Genomic DNA, 3,192 nt, shown 5'->3' with positions numbered 1-3,192 from the left:
TCCCTCTCGCTATGGCCGCCGAAACACTATTGATGTTTCAAAAACCAACAACGACATAATCATTGTTGAGTTCCCGACCGTACATCGAGAACCACTCAGTGGACGCAAGCACCAAAAACGGTGTGTTATCAAGTCATCGGCTTATTAGTACCGGTCAGCTTCACGTATTGCTACGCTTCCACATCCGGCCTATCAACCCAGTAGTCTGGCTGGGAGCCTCTCGCCCCGAAGGGCATGGAAGTCTCATCTTGAGGCCGGCTTCCCGCTTAGATGCTTTCAGCGGTTATCCATCCCGAACGTAGCTAATCAGCGGTGCTCCTGGCGGAACAACTGACACACCAGAGGTTCGTCCAACCCGGTCCTCTCGTACTAGGGTCAGATCCTCTCAAACTTCCTACGCGCGCAGCGGATAGGGACCGAACTGTCTCACGACGTTCTAAACCCAGCTCGCGTACCGCTTTAATGGGCGAACAGCCCAACCCTTGGGACCTACTCCAGCCCCAGGATGCGACGAGCCGACATCGAGGTGCCAAACCATGCCGTCGATATGGACTCTTGGGCAAGATCAGCCTGTTATCCCCGAGGTACCTTTTATCCGTTGAGCGACAGCGCTTCCACAAGCCACTGCCGGATCACTAGTCCCGACTTTCGTCCCTGCTCGACCTGTCAGTCTCACAGTCAAGCTCCCTTGTGCACTTACACTCGCCACCTGATTGCCAACCAGGTTGAGGGAACCTTTGGGCGCCTCCGTTACATTTTGGGAGGCAACCGCCCCAGTTAAACTACCCACCAGGCACTGTCCCTGAACCGGATCACGGTCCTAAGTTAGATATCCAGAGTGACCAGAGTGGTATTTCAACAATGACTCCACACTCACTGGCGTGAATGCTTCACAGTCTCCCACCTATCCTACACAAGCCACACCGAACACCAATACCAAGCTGTAGTAAAGGTCACGGGGTCTTTCCGTCCTGCTGCGCGTAACGAGCATCTTTACTCGTAATGCAATTTCGCCGAGTTCGCGGTTGAGACAGTTGGGAAGTCGTTACGCCATTCGTGCAGGTCGGAACTTACCCGACAAGGAATTTCGCTACCTTAGGATGGTTATAGTTACCACCGCCGTTTACTGGGGCTTAAATTCTCAGCTTCGCCTTACGGCTAACCGGTCCTCTTAACCTTCCAGCACCGGGCAGGCGTCAGTCCGTATACATCGTCTTGCGACTTGGCACGGACCTGTGTTTTTAGTAAACAGTCGCTACCCACTAGTCTCTGCGGCCACCACACCCTTTCGGAGCAAGTCCTAATAAGTGGATGGCCCCCCTTCTCCCGAAGTTACGGGGGCATTTTGCCGAGTTCCTTAACCACGATTCTCTCGATCTCCTTGGTATTCTCTACCTGACCACCTGAGTCGGTTTGGGGTACGGGCGGCTTGAACCTCGCGTCGATGCTTTTCTTGGCAGCATAGGATCACCCACTTTTTATCCGCATCGTGTCTCAGCCTCAATGAGTGACGGATTTGCCTATCACTCGGCCTACGCACTTGCACCAGGACTACCATCGCCTGGCTTGGGCTACCTTCCTGCGTCACACCTGTTAATACGCTAGCCGCACCAGCATGGGGTCGAGCGTTCACACAGACGTCCATCACCCCGAAGGGATCCAAACAATTCTGAGCTAGGACTCTTAGCACCACTGGATTGACTTGGGCGGTTCTTCGCCGGTACGGGAATATCAACCCGTTGTCCATCGACTACGCCTGTCGGCCTCGCCTTAGGTCCCGACTTACCCAGGGAAGATTAGCTTGACCCTGGAACCCTTGGTCTTTCGGAGGACGTGTTTCTCACACGTCTTTCGCTACTCATGCCTGCATTCTCACTCGTGTGGCGTCCACGGCTGGGTCACCCCGCCGCTTCACTCGCCACACGACGCTCTCCTACCCATCAACACGGCTGGACCACGAAGGCCTACCAAAAATGCTAATGCCACAACTTCGGTGGCGTGCTTGAGCCCCGTTACATTGTCGGCGCGGAATCACTTGACCAGTGAGCTATTACGCACTCTTTCAAGGGTGGCTGCTTCTAAGCCAACCTCCTGGTTGTCAAAGCAACTCCACATCCTTTCCCACTTAGCACGCGCTTAGGGACCTTAGTTGGTGGTCTGGGTTGTTTCCCTCTCGACTATGAAGCTTATCCCCCACAGTCTCACTGCTGCGCTCTCACTTACCGGCATTCGGAGTTTGGCTGACGTCAGTAACCTTGTAGGGCCCATCGGCCATCCAGTAGCTCTACCTCCGGCAAGAAACACGCAACGCTGCACCTAAATGCATTTCGGAGAGAACCAGCTATCACGAAGTTTGATTGGCCTTTCACCCCTATCCACAGCTCATCCCCTCAGTTTTCAACCTAAGTGGGTTCGGTCCTCCACGACGTCTTACCGTCGCTTCAACCTGGCCATGGATAGATCACTTCGCTTCGGGTCTAGAACACGCGACTCAAACGCCCTATTCAGACTCGCTTTCGCTACGGCTACCCCACACGGGTTAACCTCGCCACGTATCACTAACTCGCAGGCTCATTCTTCAAAAGGCACGCTGTCACCCCTACTAAGGAGGCTCCAACGGTTTGTAAGCAAACGGTTTCAGGTACTATTTCACTCCCCTCCCGGGGTACTTTTCACCTTTCCCTCACGGTACTTGTCCGCTATCGGTCATCTGGGAGTATTTAGGCTTATCAGGTGGTCCTGACAGATTCACACGGGATTTCTCGGGCCCCGTGCTACTTGGGATACTTCTCACGCCAAGAACAGGCATTTCGACTACGGGGTTCGCACCCTCTATGACCGGCCATTCAAAACCGTTCGTCTATACCTACTTGTAACGTCGACTGCTCGGCAGAACAATCAGAAAAGTCCCGCAACCCCCAACGTGCAACACCTGCCGGCTATCACACACGCTAGGTTTAGCCTCTTCCGGTTTCGCTCGCCACTACTTACGGAATCGCTTTTGCTTTCTCTTCCTGTGGGTACTGAGATGTTTCACTTCCCCACGTTCCCTCTACCCGCCCTATATATTCAGGCGGGAGTCACCAGGTCGGCACGCCGCCCAGCGGGGTTTCCCCATTCGGACACCCTCGGATCAAAACTCGCTTATCAGTTCCCCGAGGCTTATCGCAGATTGCTACGTCCTTCTTCGGC

1 rRNA gene is annotated in these 3,192 nt (G+C 54.3%); it reads right to left on the bottom strand.

The features are described from left to right. Positions 1–124: 124 nt before the first annotated feature. Positions 125–3,192 (bottom strand): 23S ribosomal RNA (locus tag IFR11_RS16035); the annotation flags it as partial.

The sequence above is a fragment of the Microbacterium sp. CFBP 8801 genome, assembly GCF_014839455.1.
Lineage (GTDB): Bacteria > Actinomycetota > Actinomycetes > Actinomycetales > Microbacteriaceae > Microbacterium.
The sequence above is the reverse complement of the archived record's forward strand: the minus strand, read 5'-3'. Positions and strand labels throughout refer to the sequence as shown.